Origin of the sequence: Bradyrhizobium sp., from assembly GCF_049798375.1 — a bacterium.
In the GTDB taxonomy this organism is placed as follows: domain Bacteria; phylum Pseudomonadota; class Alphaproteobacteria; order Rhizobiales; family Xanthobacteraceae; genus Bradyrhizobium.
The window spans coordinates 1-17,315 of the sequence record NZ_JBARGP010000091.1; the positions used below are offsets into that span (position 1 = coordinate 1).

Below are 17,315 nucleotides of genomic sequence, written 5' to 3' on the forward strand. Positions count from 1 at the left end.
GCATGATCCGGACGGAGAACGTGTTTCGACGCTGCCGCTGCTGAGCCGCAGAACATTGCTGCGCGGCGCGCAAGCCGGCGCCGCTTCGCTTCTGGCGCTCAGGGCCATGCCGCCCGCTCATGCACAAAATGCAGCAGACGACGCGGCTGATCACAAAATCAGGATCGCCCCGACTGCAATCGAGATCGCGCCGGGGAAGATCATCAGGACCACGGCCTATAATGGAACCGTTCCCGGCCCCGCGCTGCGCCTGAAGGAAGGCAAGCCGGTCCGGATCCAAGTCACCAATGATTCGGGCTACCCCAACCTGATCCACTCGCACGGGCTGATGATCCCCTCCGATCAGGATGGAGCGACGGAAGAAGGCTCGCCCATCATCGCGCCGGGGGAGTCGCTGACCTATTCCTACGTGCCCAAGCCCGTCGGCACGCGCTGGTATCACAGCCACGCGATGGCGATGACCGATCTCAACAAGAGCACCTATTCGGGCGAGTTCGGTTTTCTCATCGTCACGCCCGCAGCTGGAGACCCCGGCAGCTATGATCGCGAGGTACTGCTCGCCGCGCACCATTGGGACGGGCACTGGGTCAGCCTGCAGGACTTCAAGAAAGGACCGCCGCCGGATAATGGCCTCGAGGTCATGTATCACGCGGCAACCCTTGGCGACCGCATGCTCGGTCACGGCGAGCCGATCCGGGTGCGCGAAGGCGAGCGCGTGCTGTTCCGCGTACTCAATGCGAGCGCCAATATGGGCATCTCGCTCGCGCTTTCGGGGCATCGATTCAAGGTGCTGGCGCTGGACGGCAACCCGGTCCCCAACACGGCGACCGTCGACGTGCTGAAACTTGATGTGGCCGAGCGGGCCGACGTGATCGTGGAGATGAACAATCCCGGAGTCTGGGTGTTCGGCTCGACGCAGGACGATGACCGCAACATGGGCATGGGCGTGGTCGTCGAATATGCCGATCGAGGCGGTGCCCCGACATGGTCTGCGCCCGCGAAAGCGCCATGGGACTACACCCTGTTCGGCCGTCCTGGCGCCGCCTCGGCCAAGCCCGACGAGACGATCGGCCTCAAATTCGAGAAGATTCCCGGCGGCCGCGGCGGCTACAATCGCTGGACCATCAATGGCAAGTCCTGGCCGGATACCAACCCTCTGTTCACCGTCACCGAAGGCCGACGTTACCGGCTGCTCCTGAACAACAACAGCGGCGATGAACACCCGGTGCATCTGCACCGTCACTCCTTCGAGATCATGAAAGTCGGCGACAAGCCAACCTCCGGCGTCATCAAGGACACGATCAGCATGCCGCGCTACTCGACGGCGGAGATCGATTTCATCGCCGACGATCCCGGGCCGACCTTCTTCCATTGTCATCACCAGGACCACATGGACGAAGGCTTTGCCGGGCTGATCACCTATCGGTAGTCCTGTCATCAGGCTCGCCGAATGCAAGACGGGCATGACTCCGAAGCGGCAGCCCCAGCGCCGCGAAGCGATCGACTGCATATTACAATTTCGCGGATGACATCTCGCCCGTGAACCGCTAAGCGAGCCGGCTCGAATGGACTTGAGAGACGAGCATGGCGGCGGCCTTCTGCGGAATCGATTTCGGAACCTCGAACACCACCGTCGGCCTCAGCGACCATGCGACAGCTCACCTGCTGTCGCTCGAGCAGGATCACCTGACCTTGCCGAGCGCGATGTTCTTCGATTTCGAAGACCATGGCGTGCACTTTGGCCGCAGCGCGATCGACCTCTACCTCAGAGGTCATGACGGCCGCTTCATGCGCGCGCTCAAGAGCATTCTCGGCACCGCGCTGATCCACGAGAAGACCTATATCCGCCAGAAGGCGGTGCCGTTCTCGACCATTCTCGGCTTCTATTTTGCCAATCTGAAGCGCCGAATCGAGACCCATCTCGGCCGCGATATCTCGCAGGTCGTGCTCGGCCGGCCCGTCCGCTTCGTCGACAAGGACGATGCCGCCGACGCCGAGGCTCAAGCGTCATTGGAAGCCATCGCGCGCGAGCAGGGCTTTAAGCAGATCGCCTTCCAGTACGAGCCGATCGCCGCCGCGCTCGATTACGAGCAGCAGGTCAACCGCGAGGAGCTGGTGCTGATCGTCGATATCGGCGGCGGCACCTCGGACTTTTCGATCGTCCGCGTCTCGCCGGAGCGGCGCGGCAAGGCCCAGCGCGGCGACGACATCCTGGCCAATGGCGGCATCCATATCGGCGGCACCGATTTCGACCGGCTGCTGAGCCTCAAATGCGTGATGCCGCATCTCGGCTTCGGCAGTTTTACTGCGGACCGCAAGCGCTATCTGCCGACGCTGTATTATCATGAGCTCGCCACCTGGCACCGCATCAACCAGCTCTACAAGAAGAACGTGCTGGGCGAGCTGCGCCAGATCCGCTACGAGGCCGAGCAGCGCGAGCTGGTCGACCGCTTCATTAAGATCGTCGAGGACCGGCAGGGCCACACGATCGCGATTGGCGTCGAGCAGGCCAAGATCGCGCTCACCACCGCGTCGAAGACCACGTCCGCGCTCGCCAATCAGGGCGACTGGGCCAAGTTCCGCTTCACGCGCAAGCAATTCGACGCAGCGATCGGCGACTCCGTCGAGCGCGTCGTCGCGACCGTGCGCCGCCTGCTCGACGATGCGCGCATTCAAGCTTCCGACATCAACACGATCTTCCTGACCGGCGGCTCCAGCATGGTGCCGGCACTGCGGAGTGGAATTCTGTCGCTATTCCCGGACGCAACGATTGCGGAATCCGACCTGCTCGGCAGCGTCGGTATCGGCCTCGCACTCGATGCGCGACGGAAGTTCGCGTGAGGAGAGATCGGGGCTGACGGACGGCGCTGCCTCAGCCCGCCTTGCGCCTTATCGCGCCGGTGATCAGGCCCAGGCCACACCGCAAATATCAGGACATCCGTCATCGTCCGTCTCGCGGCCTCTGACCTGACGCGTCCCGCGGCGCGCGCGCCGATGCCGGATGTTAAGCCAGCGCAGACCGCCGCTAACAACGATCGTCAGCCGCACGACTCCAGCTATCGCCTGCTTCACCACGAACAGGATCGTGGAGACGCGGCTCAGAATGCCGACCAGCAGCAGGATGGAGACGATGTCAAGATAGGCCAGCACATCACCGACCAGCATGAATTCCGGTGGAATCGGAATGCCGTGGCCGTAGGCCAGGAGGATGATGACGACCCGGATCAACGCGATCACCTTCCGCACCGTGAGCCGGTCGAGCCAGGCGGCGAACTGCACGACGAGGACATCCCACAGCCAATCGCCAAGCTCGGCGGGCCGGTCGACGGTCCAGATCTGCCAAAGCATCTTCAACCGCTGCCACATGGAAGCCATCCTCGTTGCCCGTCACCGCAAGCATAACGTCGATCTTGCCGAAGATGTCACTTGAAATGAACGGCTTGATTGACAAGATTCCGGCAAAGGCCATGCGCGACCGACGCGCCTGCTGCATCTGCATCCTCTCGCTTTGACGGACGAGCGCCCGACCGATGACGGCAATGCCGACCCTCTTCACTGAACGGCTGATGCTCCGGCCGCTGGCGCTGTCTGACGCGCCGGCGATCCAGCGCCATTTCGACAACTGGAACATCGTCAAGTACCTGGCGGTCGTCGTCCCCTGGCCCTACCCCGCCGATGGCGCGGAAAGTTTCGTCAGGCTGCAGCTCGACCAGATCGCTGCCGGCGCGGAGATCTATCAATGGGTGCTGGTGCTGCGCTACGGTGATGGCGAGGCGATCGGCAACATTCATTTCCGCCCCCACCTCAGCAGCGCAAAGGGCAACCGCGGCTTCTGGCTCGCCGAGCCCTACTGGAATCGCGGCTTGATGAGCGAAGCCATCGACGCGGTAAACACATTCGCGTTCGTCACGCTCGGCGTCGATAGTTTCTACGTCTGCAACGTGGCGTCGAACGTCGCCTCACGGCGGGTCAAGCAGAAGACGGCCGCTGAATTCATCGGTTTCATCGAGCTCGCACATCACAATGGCGAATCGCGGTCCGAGCAATGGATCGTGACGCGCGCGAATTGGCTACGCAATCGATCAGCGAGGACACGATGAACCGAAGACACATCCTGGCAGGCCTGTTCGGCGCCGTTGCCATGGCTCCGCTGGCAGCCAAGGCCGACGCAAAAACGCCGCGACAGCTCGCCGAGGCGTTTGCCGCGACCTTGTCGGAGCATGACATCGACGGCTTCGCGGCGCTGTTCGCGGATGATTATGTCAATCACCAGCGCAGCGCCGCCGCGCCGCCACCGACAGCGGGCGTCTCGGCCAAGCAGGCCACCATCGGGTTCTTCGCCGCGCGCCTCAAGGGACTTCCCGACCTGAAGGTGACGATCGAGACGATCGTATCCGGCGACGACAAGGTCGCCGCCAGCTTCGTCTATGAGGGCACGCAACAGGGTATGCTGCTCGGCGTGGCCCCGACCGGAAAACACATGCGCTTCACCTCCTGCGACATCTTCCGCATTGCCAACGGCAAGATCGCCGAGCACTGGGGCATGGGCGACATCGCCGGCCAGCTCGCCCAGATCAAGGGCTGAGACGGCGCGAAGACCTTGACCGTGGTCGGGTATGCCGCATTCGCCGTCATTGCGAGCGAAGCGAAGCAATCCAGGACCGCATGCGCGACTCCGGATGCTTCGTCGCGTTGCTCCTCGCAATGAGGTGGTGAGAGACGAGAGCAAGATCGCCGTTAGCCGGCCGAGACGTCGATCACGGCCTGGGTGAAGGCTTGGGGCGCTTCCTGCGGCAGGTTGTGACCGATGCCGCCGGTGATGGTGCGGTGCTCGTATTTGCCGGAGAACTTCCTGGCGTAGGCTGAAGGCTCCGGATGCGGCGCGCCGTTGGCGTCGCCTTCCATGGTGATGGTCGGCACAGTGATCACGGGGAAGGTCGCGAGCTTCTGCTCGAAGGCGTCGTATTTCGCCTCGCCTTTCGCGAGATCCATACGCCAGCGATAGTTATGGATGACGATATCGACGTGGTCGGGATTGTCGAAAGCCTGCGCGCTGCGGTCGAAGGTGGCATCGTCGAACGCCCATTTCGGCGAGGCGATCTGCCAGATCAGCTTCGCGAAATCGTGGCGATATTTCGCATAGCCCTCCCGGCCGCGCTCGGTGGCGAAATAGAACTGATACCACCATTGCAGCTCGGCCTTGGGCGGCAGCGGCATCTTGCCCGCTTCCTGGCTGCCGATCAGGTAGCCCGAGACCGACACCATCGCCTTGCAGCGTTCCGGCCAAAGTGCGGCGATGATGTTGGCGGTGCGCGCACCCCAATCATAGCCGGCGAGCGTCGCCTTCTCGATCTTGAGCGCGTCCATCAGCGCGATGATGTCGGCCGAGACCGCCACCGGCTGGCCGCTGCGCACCGTGTCCTTCGACAGGAAGCGCGTGGTGCCATAGCCGCGCAGATACGGAATGATGACGCGATAGCCGGCCTGTGCCAGCGCCGGCGCCACATCGGCATAGCTGTAGATGTCATAGGGCCAGCCGTGCAGCAGGATCACGACAGGGCCATCGGCCGGGCCGGTTTCGGCATACCCGACATTGAGCAGTCCGGCGTCGATCTGCTTGAGCGGGCCGAACGAGGTATGCTCACCTGCTTTGAGCGCGGCCACGGTCGCCTTCCCCCTGAAGCTATCTGCCTGCGCTGGACCCGCGAGGCCCAATTGCGCCAAAGCGATGCCGCCGGCGGCAGCGCCAATGAAGCGGCGGCGATCGGGGTTGATGATGTCGGACATGTCAGTCGGTCTCCATAACGATTGATGGCCAGCTTTTGCCTCATCTCCGGTGGGTCCGCTTGGAGATGGCCTTGAGGTTTGCTTCAGATGGTTCTGATTTTGGCTTATCCCAAGCCATGATACAGTTGCGCTTGGCTTCCGAAGACCAGCCGACAGAACAGGCTTTTGCTCTATCTTTTCAATGACATTATCCTCGATCCGGACCGCCGCGAGCTGCGCCGCGACGGCGACGCCGTTGCGGTGGAGCCGCAGGTGTTCGATCTGCTGGAATTCCTGATCCGCAACCGCGACCATGTGGTCAGCCGCGACGACGTGCTGGAGGCGGTCTGGCACGGCCGCATCGTCTCGGACGCGACGCTGTCGAGCCGGATCAGCGCGGCGCGAGCTGCGATCGGCGACACCGGCGAGGAGCAGCGGCTGATCCGGACCATCGCCCGCAAAGGCCTGCGATTCGTTGGTGAGGTGCGCGAGGACAGCGGCACGACCGGGAACGCGGCGACGCGTCCCCTCGTCCCGCCCGCATCTGGACCTGCAATCGCGGTGCTGCCCTTCACCAATATGAGCGGCGATCCCGAGCAGGACTATTTTGCCGACGGCATGGTCGAGGACATCATCACCGCGTTATCCCGCTGCAGCGGCATCATCGTGATCGCTCGCAACTCCTCCTTCACCTACAAGGGCCGCCCGGTCGATGTCCGCGAGGTCGGGCGCGAGCTCGGCGTCGCCTATGTGCTGGAAGGCAGCGTGCGCCGCGCCGGCTCGCGGCTGCGCATCACCGGCCAGTTGATCGATGCCGCCACCGGCGGACATCTGTGGGCCGACCGGTTCGACGGCGAAGCCAGCGAAGTGTTCGCCTTGCAGGACGACATCACCGAGCGCGTGGTGGCGGCGATCGAGCCGACATTGGAGCTCGCCGAGTCCGAGCGGCGGCGCGCGATGCCGCCGAATGCGCTCGATGCCTATGAGTTGCTGCTGCGCGCCTCCAGCCTGCGCGACAGCTTCACCGCCGAAAGTCTGAAAGCGGCGGTCGGCTGCCTCGAACAGGCGCTCGCGATCGACCCGATCTATGCGCCGGCGATGGCGGCGGCGGCCTATTGCCATGCGCTCCGGCATTTCCAGGGCTGGCTGGCGCCTGACGACGATTATCGCACCAGGGCCGTGACGCTTGCCTGGCGTGCCACCGAGCTTGCGCCTGTTGATGCGCAGGTGCTGTGGATGGCTGCGTTTGCGATCTGGAACATGGCCGACGAGATCGCGCCGGCGCGCGAGCTGTTCCGGCGTTCGCTCGCGATCAACCCGAATTCGGCGATGGCGCTCGTGCTCGCCGGCTGGATCGAGGCGATGAGCGGCAACCAGGCCCATGGTCGCGAGCTGATCACGCGGGCGCAGCGCTTGAACCCGCGCGATCCCCGCGGCTGGTTCGCCGCCGGCGCGATGGCGATCTGCGCTGTCGCCGATGCGAATTTCGAGGATGCGATGCTCTGGGCCGACAAAGCACTGGCGCAGAACCGCCGCTTCGCGGTGGCGCTGCGTGTCCTGATCGTGGCGCTGGTCCAGACCGGCGCATTGTCCCGTGCCGCACAGGTTGGGCAGGAGCTGTTGGCGATCGAACCCGAATTGACGGTGTCGAGCTTCCGGTCGCGGATTCCATTTCCGATGGCATCGATGGCCGCGACGTATGTCGAGTCCTTACGCACCGCGGGTGTGCCGGAATGAGTCACACGATTGCGCAAATGTGTGCAGTCGGGTTTATACTACCTTAGGTTTTTCTCCATAGCTTCCCGGACTGTAAATAAGGGGAGCGCCTGCGGTCCAGGACCGCAGCGGAAATGTCATGAAGTCATTGCTCGTCAGGTTCCTGAAGGACGAAAGCGGCGCCACGGCGATCGAATACGGCCTGATCGCGGCCGGCATTGCGCTCGCGTTGATCGCAATTCTGAACAAGCTCGGCCTAACGCTGGCCGGCATCTTCACGACATTGACAAGCGAGCTCGGCCCCGGCTGACCGTCAGCACCGCCGCGTGACTTCTCTTCACCCCGCGCGCCGCGCGACGGGTGCGGCAAAGCTCGGTGCGAGCGGCACATCTGCGGTGATGACGGCGCCATCGACCCGGCGCGCGATCGTCACCTTGCGGTCGTGAAACGACTCGAGCTCCGGCCGGTGCCCGACCAATGGCCGTCGCGTGCTCGGGACCAGTGAGTTGGTCGAACACGCTCTTCAGGATCAGCGGCTCGAACGCATTCAGGGCGGCCACGGCCAGCACCAGCGCGACGATCAGCAGAATCGCGTCTCGTTGCGGCAGCGCGAATCGCACCGCAGCATGGAGCCGCTGCAGCCGGGCGATTGTTCCGGAAGTGGACGCCACGTTGGGATTGGAGGTTTCCACAGTCGCCATTGTCGCCACCTGTTCGGCACGGGATGAAGCCTGAAGGGAACTCCGGCCACAGATCACATGCCCGGTGCGAAGATGCGCGACACACGAGAGCCGTTCCTATGGTTCTCGGTCGTTCTGCCGTTCGTGGCGGGCTGCCGCTCCGGCACCGCATATGGACGGGTCGGCGAAGATACGGCACAACGTTTCCCGAATGCGGGCGACTTATCCGCGCGGCGCGCCAAGACGCCTGATGATGTGGAGGAGATGGAATGCTGATTCCGATGGCGGACGTGCCGCGCTGGTATGCGGAGCGCAAGCCGAAAGACACGGTCGCAGTCCGGCACGGCGCTGATGCGCTGAGCTGGGAGCAGCTCGAACGCAGCGCCAATGCACGCGCGCGTGCCTTCGCCGCCAAAGGCGTCAAGCCCGGTGACTTCGTCGCCATCGGCCTGCCCAACGGCAATGCCTTCTTCGAGACCAGTTTCGCGGTGTGGAAATGCGGCGCGACGCCGACCTCGCTGTCATGGCGGCTGCCGCGCGGCGAGGCGTCCGCGGTGCTCGACATCCTCAAGCCATCGCTCGTCGTCGGCGGCGAGGCCGATTGGAATGCGCCGAACGCGCTGCCGGCCAACTTCGTACCCGACGGCTTTTCGGATGCGCCACTCGACGCCCCCGTCGCGCGCTACTGGAAGGCGATGACATCAGGCGGCTCGACCGGCCGGCCCAAGGTGATCCTCGATCATCAGCCGGCGGTGACCGACACCACCGCCGCGCCGCCGCTTAACATGCCGATCGGGGCATCGCTGCTCAATCCCGGGCCGCTCTATCACAACGCGCCGTTCATCGTGTCGCATTTCGCGCTGTTCGCCGGGGGCCGCGTCACGGGGCTGGTGAAATTCGACGCGCAGGAAACGTTGCGGCTGATCGAAGCCGAGCGCGTGCAATGGGTCAATTTCGTGCCGACCATGATGCACCGGATCTGGTCGCTGCCCGTCGAGGTGCGAAACAGCTACGATCTCTCCAGCCTCGAGACCGTCTTCCATATGGCGGCGCCAATGCCACCGTGGCTCAAGGAAAAATGGATCGCGTGGCTCGGACCGGAACGCATCTACGAACTCTATGGCGGCACCGAGCGTCAGGGCCGGACGGTGATCTCCGGCACCGAATGGCTCGCGCACAAGGGATCGGTCGGCAAGATCGACGAATCCTGCAAACTCCGCATTCTCAGTGCCGACGGCAAGGACGTTGCGCCCGGCGAAAGCGGCGAGATCTACTTCCTGCCGAATGACGGCGCCGGCTGCACCTACCATTACCTCGGCGCCGAACCGAAGCGACGCACCGACGGCTGGGAATCGCTTGGCGATATCGGCCGGCTCGATTCCGACGGCTATCTTTATCTCGGCGACCGTCTCGCCGACATGGTGCTGCGCGGCGGCGCCAACATCTATCCTGCCGAGGTCGAGGCCGCGCTGATGGCTCATCCGGACGTGCGCTCCTGCGTCGTGGTCGGCCTGCCCGATCCGGAATTGGGCCAGCGTGTGCATGCAATTCTCGAGATCGATGCTGCGAAGGATGCGCAAGCCGTCGTCGACGGCATGGCCGGCTTCCTCGGCGATCGCCTCAGCCGCTACAAGCACCCGGAAAGCTATGAAGCGCTCGACATGATGCTGCGGGACGATTCCGGCAAGGTCCGCCGCACGCTGCTGCGCGACGAGCGCGCCGGCTGGCTGAAGGAGGGGCGCGACTTCCGCATCATGCCGGCGCGCGCCAAGGCCACCGCGGAATGAAACCTCGAAAGCCCTGCTGATCTCGGCACATCATGAGAGCGGCTCACCTCGTCATGGGACAATCTCCACAGCATGCCCTACCGGCACGCTGCGGAGAAAGAATGCGGCTCTCGCATGACGGCCTCTGAGAGCACGGCCGGCACGCCGGTCTGCTGTCGCGCGAAATCGCCGGCGTCGACCGCATTCCAGTTCCGACCGACCATGCGAATCTGGCAGCCCGCGATCGGCTCCCTATATTCAGGCTGCGGGTCCTCCCCGGCGCGCGCCGCGTCAGCGTCGACACTCTGTGCTGGCGCTGGTCGCGATCCCCTTCGTTTCCTGACCATCGGACATGCGGTCGAACATGCTGGCGACGACTGAGCGACATGCACCTCGGCGAACACACCCGGTGACTACGTTGGCTGTGGGTCAGCATGCGTTTCGTGTCGCTGCCATGGTTGATGCCGGAGAAAATTCGCGCGAGGGGCGGAACTGGTGTGGCGGCGCACGATAGTGTTAATCTGGCCTGGATTGGTCGCCTCACGAGGCGGCCAGGGTTTCGAGACACCGGCGGCCGCCGCTGAATGGAATAGCAAAGAGGCGCACGAGCTGCGCCGAGTAGAGAGCGGAGAGCTACGATGCCCTCTTTGACCGAATGGAAAGTGCCATCCGCATTCCAGCCGCGTCCCAATGACTACAGTTTCGATCTCGATCGCGCGCTGTCGGCCGTCGTCGGCTTGCACGCCATCATCCCGCCCGATGCGTTCAGTGCCGAAACCTTGGGCACCGAGCGCGCCGGCAATGGCGTCGTGATCGATGATGGGCTGGTTTTGACCATCGGCTACCTGATTACAGAGGCCGAGAGCGTGTGGCTGCATCTCAATGATGGCCGCGTCGTCGAAGGCCATGTGCTCGGCTTCGACTTCGCTTCCGGCCTGGGGCTCGTGCAGGTGCTCGGCTCGCTCGATATCGAACCGCTGCCGCTCGGTTCCTCGTCGACGACCGAGCTCGGTGATCAGGTCGTGGTCGGCGGCGCCGGCGGACGCTCCCGCTCCGTGGCCAGCGAGATCATCGCCAAGCAGGAGTTCGCCGGCTACTGGGAATATCTGCTGGACGAGGCCATCTTCACCCATCCGGCCCATCCGAACTGGGGCGGCACCGCCATGATCTCGGCGAAGGGCGAGCTGATCGGCATCGGATCGCTGCAGCTCGAACGCGAGCGCGACGACAAGAGCGAGCACGTCAACATGATCGTGCCGATCGATCTCTTGAAGCCCGTGATCGACGATCTGCGCAAGTTCGGCCGCGTCAACAAGCCCGCGCGGCCCTGGCTCGGCATGTATTCGACCGAGATCGACGACCGCGTCGTCGTCATCGGCGTCTCCAACAACGGCCCTGCCGCGCGCGCCGAGCTGAAGGCTGGTGACGTGATCCTCGGCGTCAACGGCGACAAGGTGACCGGACAGACTGATTTTTACCGCAAGCTCTGGGCGCTGGGCCCGGCGGGAGTCGATGTGCCGCTGACGGTGCATCATGAAGGTGTCACATTCGACGTGACGTTGGCCTCGACCGATCGCACCAAGCTGTTGAAGGGTCCAAGGCTCCATTAGCAGGACTTCGTTAGCAAGGCTCCATTGGCAAGGCTGCATGAGTTCAGGGGTCCGGCAATGAGCGAGGCTGTGGTGGACGACATCGTGGCCGTGCTGCCGCCGCTGCTGCAGACGCTGCATGCGCTGTCCTTCATCGTCCGTCATCTGGATCCTCCGGAGTTTGCGGATGTGGTGGATGCGGCCGGCGCACCGGACGAGATGCTGCAGGCGGCGCGCGCGCGCCTGACCGCATGGCCCGAAGGCTTCGGCGAGGTTCGCACTGCGCTGGATACAGCCAGCGAAGCAGCGCTCGCCGCCTGCGCGGGCTTGCGCGCCGTTCGCAATGGCGAAGGCGATCTCATGGCGGCGTTCCGTGCGTTGCGCTATTTGCCGCGCGCCATGGAGGCGCTCTATCCGCTCGCCGCGACGCTGCCTCCGGTGAGCGACTATTTTCTCGATGCATCGCTGCAGGATGATGCCGCGTTCAAGGCGCGGCTCGCAGCTTCTGCCGGCGGCCATACCGGCGTCTTCCACGACAAAAACGAGCTCGGTAACCGCGGCGGCTTCTCGCTCTACGTGCCCGAATACTACGCGCCCGATCTCGCCTGGCCGCTGGTGGTCGCCTTGCACGGCGGCAGCGGTAACGGCCGCAGCTTCCTGTGGAGCTGGCTGCGCGACGCCAGGAGCTTTGGCGCGATCCTGGTGACACCAACCGCGATCGGACCGACCTGGGCATTGATGGGCGAGGATGCTGATACCCCGAACCTGGTGCGCATTCTCGATCTTGTCCGCGCGCGCTACAACATCGATCCGACACGCATGCTGCTGACCGGGCTCAGCGACGGCGGCACCTTCTGCTATGTCAGCGGGCTGGAGCACAACTCGCCCTTCACGCATCTGGCGCCGATCGCCGCCACCTTCCATCCGCTGATGGCGGAGGTTGCTGACGCCGAACGGCTGCGCGGCCTGCCGATCCACATCGTCCATGGCGCCCGCGACTGGATGTTTCCAATCGAAGTCGCACGGCACGCGCGCGCGCTGCTGACCAAGGCCGGCGCCAACGTCGCCTATGGCGAGATCGATGATCTCAGCCACACCTATCCGCGCGAGATCAATCCGGAGCTGCTGCGTTGGCTGAACGGCGCGTAGCCGCGCAGGCTGCAAAGCGTTGAGGCTTGGCGAGGTGTGAACCTTGTGCGGTCGTCCGTCGCGATCCGCCGAGCGCGATTTGAATGCGGCAGAAACAGGCAGCAATGCGGCCGGACATAATCTCGTCGGATTTTTTCCGCATTGCTCGACAGTAGACCACAGCGGGGGCGCTGCTCGAGGCGGTGATGCACCGCCAAAGGATCGTTCATGTCCGCGTCCTCCGCGCCCGTCTCCCAGCTCTCGCTGGCCCGCTCTCCGACATCAGTCCTGCTCGCCAACGGCGTCCAACGGCTCGAGGTCACGCTCAAGCTCACCACCGCGATCCTCGCACTCGCAGCCGGCGTCTATACCTATCTCGGCGTTCGCGAACTGCTGAACGGCAGCCCCACCACCGTGCTGTTCGCCGCCGTGATCTACTCGGTTGCGGTCTCGGTCGGCATCTACTCGTTCTGGGTGTTCATGATGCAGTTCATGCCCCACGTCACGCATGCGACCGGCCGCAGCCTGATGGCAGGCTGCATGCTGCTGGGCTCGCTGATGATCGTGGCCATGTCGTCCTGGCTCAATGCGTCGGCGCTGGCTGGCGCGGCAGCGATTCAGCAGCATCTGGCGATCACCGTGCAGAACTACACGCACGATCTCGATGCCGCCAACACCAATGCTATCGCAGCGCAGGGTCTGCTGCCCGACATTCAACTCGCATCCTCACGCTTCGCGAAGCTGGCGGAAGCGGAGCGCGCCGGCTCGCTGACCGGCACCTCCGGCTCCGGCACGGTGGTGCAACTCCTGACCCAGATGTCCAGCCAGCTCGACGGTCTCGGCCAGCAGGTGCAGGATTCGGCCAAGCGCGTCTCCGGCCTCTACGACCAGGGCACCAGGAGCCTCGCACGGATGCGCGAGCTGATCTCCGATCGTGGCCCTATCGCCAGTCGCAGCGATGCGTTCGCGACGGAATCGCTGACCTTGATGGGCGTGATCGCTAATCTGCAGCAGACCTCGGTCGCGCCCGCCGTCAAGCGTGCCGCCAACTCGCTGGCCTCGGGCTTCATCGCGCCCGCCGCCGGCGGCCGCACCGGCGATCTTGCCGACCGGCAGACCGCCGTGGTCGGCAAGGTCGAGAACTCGATCGCGACGCAGGCCGCTTCGCTCGCCGACGCGGCCGACAAGATCCTGGCCATGCCGCGGGTCGAGCCGGCGCGCTACCAGACGCTGTCGCCGGCCGAGGCGGTGTTGCGCTATGCGGGCGATTTCATCCCGAGTTGGGCCGGCGCCATTTCGATCGACCTGATGCCGGCGGTGCTGGTGCTGATCCTCTGCGTCGTGCATGCCGCGATCCGCCGCGAAGGACTACCGGCGGTGAGCGCATCCAACCTCACCGCGGGCGACCTCGTCACGGCGATGCAGGTCGCCCGCGAAGTCGAGGAGGCCCGGCGCGCTGCGGACGCAGCTTCGGTTCCGGTCTACGCGCAGGGCGCGCCTGCGCGAGCCCCTGTCGCCGAGGAGCCGCTTCCGCCTCCTGCCGTAGCCGAGGAGAACGTCAAGTCGCTGTCTTCCGCGCGGCTGGGCAAGTAGCGCTCATCATGTCCACCGCTGACCAACTCCATGCCTGGCTTGCCGATCGTGCCGATGAAGTCGTGCTGCGCTGGACGTTCCGCGGCATCCTCGCGGCTGCCGTCATCGTCCTCGCCCTCGACGTGACACGGATCAACGGTTGGCACGATATGACCGGCGTATCCCCGCTGGCGCCGGAATCCAGGCAGAACACGCCTGCGTCGGAGATTCCCGCGGTCCCCGAACGCTTGGTGACATTGCCGCAGCCCGATCATGTGCAGGCCGAGCCGATCAGCTTCGAACTGCGCGGCGGCGGACTCCTGATGGCGACCGGCACCATCACGGCGGGCAGCGCCCAGGCCTTCGCGGCCGAGGTTGAAAAGCATGGCGAGTATATCAAGACGGTGGTGCTCAATTCGCCGGGCGGCTCCGTCAACGACGCGCTCGCGATGGGCCGGCTGATCCGCGCGCGAAAATTCGCCACCGAAATCGGACCGGGGACATATTGCGCGTCGTCCTGTCCGCTGGTGTTTGCCGGCGGTGTCGAGCGGCGCGTGGGGGCGCGCGCCGTCATCGGCGTGCATCAGGTTGCGGCACTGAAGTCGGCAGCCGCTGAGCCGTCACGGGACGAGATGAGCCTGGCGCAGAACGTCTCGGCGCGATGCCAGCGCTATCTCCTCGAAATGGGCGTGAACCTGCAGGTCTGGCTGCGCGCAATGGAAACGCCACATAACCGGCTGTTCATCTTCAAGCCGGATGAGCTGAAAGCTCTCAATCTTGTCACGGCACCGCCGGAATCGCCTCCCGAAAAACCGCGCACTTAGTTGATGACCTCGCAGGCTCGGCCCGGGCTGACCCGGAACCATCGTTCCGCGCTGGCGTTGTCGGCCGTCACTGGAGGGATTTCGTCATGCAGACATTCGTCGGGATGATCCTGGGCGCGCTGCTGTTGGGCTTTGGCGTCTACATCTATGATTCCATGCAGACGTCCGAGGTCGCCAATGGCCAGACGGCGGCGAGCCATCGCACGATCGTGAACTGGGACGTTGCGGACACGAAATGGCAGTTGCTGAAGGAACGCGCCCATGACGACTGGGTGCGGATCTCGGCGAGGTAATTGCGCAGGCATTCAGCGCAAGACGATCAGGTCAGGCGCCGTCGCGGAGTGCGATGGCGCCTTTTTCTTTGCTGCTACCTATTTTGTAGGGCCGTGCCGAACTCACTGCGCCGCTTTCACCTTGCGCGCGTCCGAGATCACCTGCTCGAACTGCGCCATGGTCAGCACGCCCGGCACCCTGAACTTGCCGACGATGAATGACGGTGTGCCGTTGAAATTCAAGCCGCGGGCCTGCGCGTCGTTGCGCGACAGCAGGCCGTCGATCGCCGCCGCATTGGCGTCGCGGTCCCGTCGCGCGCGATCGACGTCGATTCCCCCAGCGGCTAGCAGTTCGTCGATGCGCGGCTCGGTCAGCTTCGAATTGGTGCCGATCAGCGCATCATGCGCCTGGACGTATTTGTCCTGATATTTGCAGGCGATCGCCATCCGCGACGCGACCACGGAAACCGGCCCGAGGATCGGCCACTCCTTCAAGATCCAGCGCACCTTGCCATCGTCATACACGACCTGGGACAGCTCCGGCTGCAGGCGGCGGCAATACGGGCAATTGTAGTCGAACCACTCGACGATCGTGATGTCGCCTTGCGGGTTACCGACGACGCCGCTGTCTGGATCGCGCAGCACCGAGGCTGCATCGGGCTCGCCGGACGGTGTCTCTTCCGCCCGCGCGCCGCGCGGCAGCATCAGGCTGACACCTGCCGCAGCCACGCCGAGCCCGGCCAGCAGCTCGCGGCGGCTTGGCGATGAAAAGATCCGATCGGTGAGATTCCGCATGTGCTCCGTCCCGGCCCCGCAGGCCGCTCATGTCCAGATGTGCAGCAGGCTGCGCGTCAGCATATAGAGCGCGACCACGACAATGACACTGGCGAAAACCACATTGAGCGCGCCGCGCCGTACCGCCAGGTGCCGCGCCAGGCTGGTGCCGACAAGCCCGCCGGCGATACCGCCGGCAATGAACAGGCCGGCGAGATCCCAGGCGATGAGCCCCGACCAGGCGTAGCTCGCCGCCGTGGTCAAGCCGAATGCGGTCACCGCCACCAGCGACGAGCTCACCGCATTCATGATCGGCATGCCCGTCGCCAGCATCAGTGCGGGCACGATCAGGAAGCCGCCGCCGATGCCGAAAAAGCCGGACAAGGTCCCGGCGGCCAGCCCGAGGCCGACGATGGCCGGCAAATTGTCCCGACTCATCTTGACGTCGGGGACGCCGACCCGCGCCCGCGTCTTCAGCATCAGCATCGCGATCATCAGCATCACCAGCGCGAACAGCGCCAGCAGCTTCTGGCCGTCCAGCATCTTGCCGAGCAGCGAGCCGCAGAAGGCGCCGATGATTCCTGCGGCGGCGAACGCCACTGCGACAGGCCAGATCACGGTGCGGCCGCGGGCGTGGTTGAACAGATTGACCGCGGCATTGGTCGCCACCGCGATCGCGCTCGAGCCGATCGCGATATGCGGCTCCGGCACGCCGACCACATAGACCATCAGCGGGACCGCCAGCACCGAGCCGCCGCCGCCGACCAGGCCGAGCGAGAAGCCGACGCTGGCGCCCGATATCAGACCCAACACGCCCTGAACCGCGGAAATCATCAGTTGCCGTCATCCTGAAGGTCGAATCCGATCAGCCTGAACTGGCTTCGGACGGCCTCCTTGTCAATCGGCGACAGCGCGGGATGGCAACGCGCAGGCGACGTTCCACATCTTGAGGCCGGATCGCGCACGATCCGGCCCTCAGGTCGAAGATCTGCCTCAGGCGGCGCCCTTCAGCTTCTTGGTGCATTCGCTGTAGTAGCCGCCGCCCTTCTGGATCCACTTCAGGCCGCCATTGCCGTTGCTCGCCTTGTTGGCGTTGTACTGGTCGACGCAGGTGTGCATGCGCGCCTTGCCGGCGGTCTCCTTGGCGTATTTCGGATCGACCGCGTTCGGGAAGATGGCCGGTCCTGACGGAGCGGCGGGCATAGCAGCCGGCGCAGCTTCCTTGGCC

General features: G+C 64.6%; 17 protein-coding genes and 1 pseudogene. 12 read left to right on the forward strand and 6 right to left on the reverse strand.

All coding sequences use genetic code 11. The features are described from left to right. The coding region (locus WA702_RS04355) for a multicopper oxidase family protein (protein ID WP_425109306.1) at nucleotides 1–1,429 on the forward strand (1,429 nt) is incomplete at its 5' end. Nucleotides 1,430–1,584: 155 nt separating this feature from the next. Next, a complete protein-coding gene (locus WA702_RS04360; protein ID WP_425109307.1) occupies nucleotides 1,585–2,841 on the forward strand; it encodes an Hsp70 family protein in 1,257 nt (418 codons plus the stop codon). Nucleotides 2,842–2,904: 63 nt separating this feature from the next. Here the strand turns inward: WA702_RS04360 and WA702_RS04365 are convergent, their stop codons facing one another. After that, nucleotides 2,905–3,366 carry a hypothetical protein gene (locus WA702_RS04365; RefSeq protein WP_425109308.1) on the reverse strand — a complete coding sequence of 154 codons (462 nt, stop codon included), beginning with the start codon at nucleotides 3,364–3,366 and terminating at the stop codon, nucleotides 2,905–2,907. 173 nt (nucleotides 3,367–3,539) lie between these two features. Between WA702_RS04365 and WA702_RS04370 the strand changes: the two genes are divergently transcribed. Together WA702_RS04370 and WA702_RS04375 are read left to right on the forward strand one after the other, a co-directional pair. Beyond that, a complete protein-coding gene (locus WA702_RS04370; protein ID WP_425109309.1) occupies nucleotides 3,540–4,100 on the forward strand; it encodes a GNAT family N-acetyltransferase in 561 nt (186 codons plus the stop codon). Next, on the forward strand, nucleotides 4,097–4,585 hold the full coding sequence (locus tag WA702_RS04375) for an ester cyclase (protein WP_425109310.1): 489 nt from the start codon (nucleotides 4,097–4,099) through the stop codon (nucleotides 4,583–4,585). Before WA702_RS04370 ends, WA702_RS04375 begins: the two co-directional genes overlap by 4 nt. Nucleotides 4,586–4,737: 152 nt before the next feature. Here the strand turns inward: WA702_RS04375 and WA702_RS04380 are convergent, their stop codons facing one another. Then, entirely contained in the window at nucleotides 4,738–5,787 is a 1,050-nt protein-coding gene (locus WA702_RS04380; RefSeq protein WP_425109311.1) for an alpha/beta fold hydrolase, read from the reverse strand. A gap of 165 nt (nucleotides 5,788–5,952) precedes the next feature. Between WA702_RS04380 and WA702_RS04385 the strand changes: the two genes are divergently transcribed. Then, a complete protein-coding gene (locus WA702_RS04385; protein WP_425109312.1) occupies nucleotides 5,953–7,503 on the forward strand; it encodes a winged helix-turn-helix domain-containing tetratricopeptide repeat protein in 1,551 nt (516 codons plus the stop codon). A gap of 118 nt (nucleotides 7,504–7,621) precedes the next feature. Then, nucleotides 7,622–7,792 (forward strand): Flp family type IVb pilin, encoded by a 171-nt coding sequence (locus tag WA702_RS04390; protein WP_425109313.1) that lies wholly within the window; start codon nucleotides 7,622–7,624, stop codon nucleotides 7,790–7,792. Here the strand turns inward: WA702_RS04390 and WA702_RS04395 are convergent. Then, on the reverse strand, nucleotides 7,758–8,183 hold the full coding sequence (locus WA702_RS04395) for a hypothetical protein (RefSeq protein ID WP_425109314.1): 426 nt from the start codon (nucleotides 8,181–8,183) through the stop codon (nucleotides 7,758–7,760). The two genes, WA702_RS04390 and WA702_RS04395, sit on opposite strands and share 35 nt — an antisense overlap. A 248-nt stretch (nucleotides 8,184–8,431) precedes the next feature. On the opposite strand from WA702_RS04395, the gene WA702_RS04400 reads away from it, so the two are divergent. The 6 genes from WA702_RS04400 to WA702_RS04425 all read left to right on the forward strand — a co-directional run bounded on the left by WA702_RS04400 (nucleotide 8,432) and on the right by WA702_RS04425 (nucleotide 15,334). After that, entirely contained in the window at nucleotides 8,432–9,949 is a 1,518-nt protein-coding gene (locus WA702_RS04400) for an AMP-binding protein (RefSeq protein WP_425109315.1), read from the forward strand. 617 nt (nucleotides 9,950–10,566) lie between these two features. Beyond that, entirely contained in the window at nucleotides 10,567–11,538 is a 972-nt protein-coding gene (locus WA702_RS04405) for a S1C family serine protease (RefSeq protein ID WP_425109316.1), read from the forward strand. A gap of 57 nt (nucleotides 11,539–11,595) precedes the next feature. Beyond that, on the forward strand, nucleotides 11,596–12,666 hold the full coding sequence (locus WA702_RS04410) for a phospholipase (protein WP_425109317.1): 1,071 nt from the start codon (nucleotides 11,596–11,598) through the stop codon (nucleotides 12,664–12,666). A 207-nt stretch (nucleotides 12,667–12,873) separates the two neighbouring features. Next, complete coding sequence (locus WA702_RS04415; RefSeq protein WP_425109318.1) at nucleotides 12,874–14,238, forward strand: hypothetical protein; 1,365 nt, start codon at nucleotides 12,874–12,876, stop codon at nucleotides 14,236–14,238. An 8-nt stretch (nucleotides 14,239–14,246) separates the two neighbouring features. Continuing rightward, nucleotides 14,247–15,041 (forward strand): hypothetical protein, encoded by a 795-nt coding sequence (locus WA702_RS04420; protein ID WP_425109319.1) that lies wholly within the window; start codon nucleotides 14,247–14,249, stop codon nucleotides 15,039–15,041. An 86-nt stretch (nucleotides 15,042–15,127) separates the two neighbouring features. After that, nucleotides 15,128–15,334 (forward strand): hypothetical protein, encoded by a 207-nt coding sequence (locus WA702_RS04425; RefSeq protein WP_425109320.1) that lies wholly within the window; start codon nucleotides 15,128–15,130, stop codon nucleotides 15,332–15,334. 102 nt (nucleotides 15,335–15,436) lie between these two features. Here the strand turns inward: WA702_RS04425 and WA702_RS04430 are convergent, their stop codons facing one another. From WA702_RS04430 to WA702_RS04440, 3 genes and pseudogenes are all read right to left on the reverse strand, one after another. Next, nucleotides 15,437–16,108 (reverse strand): DsbA family protein, encoded by a 672-nt coding sequence (locus WA702_RS04430; RefSeq protein ID WP_425109321.1) that lies wholly within the window; start codon nucleotides 16,106–16,108, stop codon nucleotides 15,437–15,439. Nucleotides 16,109–16,135: 27 nt separating this feature from the next. Further along, entirely contained in the window at nucleotides 16,136–16,921 is a 786-nt protein-coding gene (locus WA702_RS04435) for a sulfite exporter TauE/SafE family protein (RefSeq protein WP_425109322.1), read from the reverse strand. Between the two features lie 159 nt (nucleotides 16,922–17,080). Continuing rightward, a pseudogene (locus tag WA702_RS04440) lies at nucleotides 17,081–17,315 on the reverse strand (hypothetical protein); the annotation flags it as partial.